Origin of the sequence: uncultured Enorma sp. (assembly GCA_905210055.1) — a bacterium.
GTDB lineage: Bacteria > Actinomycetota > Coriobacteriia > Coriobacteriales > Coriobacteriaceae > Enorma.
Map to the genome: position 1 here is coordinate 1 of CAJLVH010000212.1, position 1,940 is coordinate 1,940.

At 63.0% G+C, this 1,940-nt stretch carries 1 protein-coding gene; it reads left to right on the plus strand.

The genetic code is table 11. The features are described from left to right. Positions 1-1,843, plus strand: a 1,843-nt coding sequence (locus QZ079_RS09270) for an ATP-dependent Clp protease ATP-binding subunit (RefSeq protein ID WP_297037558.1), incomplete at its 5' end; no start/stop codon positions are given. Positions 1,844-1,940 lie beyond the last annotated feature (97 nt).

Here is a 1,940-nt window from a genome sequence, read left to right on the forward strand (position 1 = left end):
GGCGGGCGCGAAGTACCGCGGCGAGTTCGAGGATCGTCTAAAGGCGGTGCTCAAGGAAGTCGAGAAGTCTGAGGGCCGTGTGATCCTCTTCATCGATGAGCTGCACACCATCGTGGGTGCGGGTGCGACTGAGGGCTCCATGGACGCCGGCAACATCTTGAAGCCGGCGCTCGCCCGCGGCGATCTGCATGCTATCGGCGCCACCACGCTTGACGAGTACCGTAAGTACATCGAGAAGGACGCTGCGCTCGCCCGTCGTTTCCAGACGGTTATCGTGAGCGAGCCCAGTGTGGAGGACACCATCTCGATCTTGCGCGGACTCAAGGAGAAGTACGAGATCTTCCATGGCGTGCACATTACGGACGGCGCGCTCGTTGCGGCAGCGGACCTCTCCGACCGCTACATCGCCGACCGCTTCCTGCCCGATAAAGCCATCGACCTGGTAGATGAGGCCGCGTCTCGCCTGCGCATGGAGCTCGATTCCATGCCGGCAGAGATCGACGCCACGGAGCGCCAGCTCACGCAGATGCAGATCGAAGAACAGGCGCTCATGAAAGAATCGGATGACGCCTCGAAGGAGCGCCTGGAGAATCTGCGTCAAGAGATCGCGAAGGTGCAGGAAGAACTCGACGTGCAGAAGGCCGGCTGGCTCAACCAGAAGGGCGCCATCGATCGCGTGCAGGAGCTCAAGAGCAAGCTCGACGAAGCGCGCAGCGAGGAGGAGCGCGCGACACGCGACGGCGACCTCGCCCGTGCGAGCGAACTGCGGTACTCGGTGATTCCCGGGCTCGAGCGCGATAAGTTGGCAGCTGAAGAGGAGGTCGAGGCGCAGAAGGACAAGGGCGGCGGCTTGAACGAGCAGGTCACATCGGACGAGATCGCCGAGGTCGTGAGCGCGTGGACGGGCGTGCCTGTGGCGAAGATGATGCAGGGCGAGCTCGAGAAACTGCAGGGGCTCGAAGAGGAGCTGCATAAGCGTGTCATCGGCCAGGATGAAGCCGTGCGCGCGGTGGCAGCTGCCGTGCGCCGTAGCCGTGCGGGCCTTTCCGACCCCGACCAGCCCATCGGCAGCTTCTTCTTCCTGGGGCCAACCGGCGTGGGCAAGACGGAGCTCGCCAAGGCGCTCGCCGAGTGTCTGTTCGACGACGAGCGCGCGCTCGTGCGCATCGACATGTCTGAGTACATGGAGAAGTTCAGCGTGCAGCGCCTCATCGGCGCGCCTCCGGGATACGTGGGCTACGACGAGGGCGGCCAGCTCACCGAGGCTGTGCGCCGTCGCCCGTACAGCGTGATTCTCCTCGATGAGATGGAGAAGGCGCATCCGGATGTCTTCAACGTTCTGTTGCAGGTGCTCGATGATGGTCGCCTCACCGACGGCCAGGGCAGGCAGGTGAGCTTCAAGAACACGATTATCATCATGACGTCGAACGTGGGCTCGCAAGCGATTGCCGAATACGCTGGTAAGGACGAGCGGCGCCTCAAGGAAGCGGTCGACGATGCGATGCACCAGACGTTCCGTCCGGAGTTTCTGAACCGTATCGACGATATTGTGGTGTTCCATCCGCTTGGTATGGAGCAGATCGAGCAGATCGTCGACATTCAGCTTGCGCACGTGCGCGAGCGTCTCACGAAGCAGCGCATGACGCTCGAGATCACCCCGGGCGCGAAGCAGATGCTCGCCGTGGGCGGCCTCGACCCGGTGTACGGCGCGCGTCCGTTGAAGCGCCTCATCCAGAACGAGGTCGTGGATTGCATCGCCCGCGCGATCATCGACGGTCGCGTCCACGAGGGCGACGACGTAACGATTGACGTGGATATGGACGGCACCTTCTTCGTTGCGTAACGCCTCATGAGCGCTTTGGCGCGCAACGCATTATGCATTACGCCGTGGGGGATTGGTCTGACGCTTTGGGGCGGCTCGGTACGTAAACGAGCCGCCC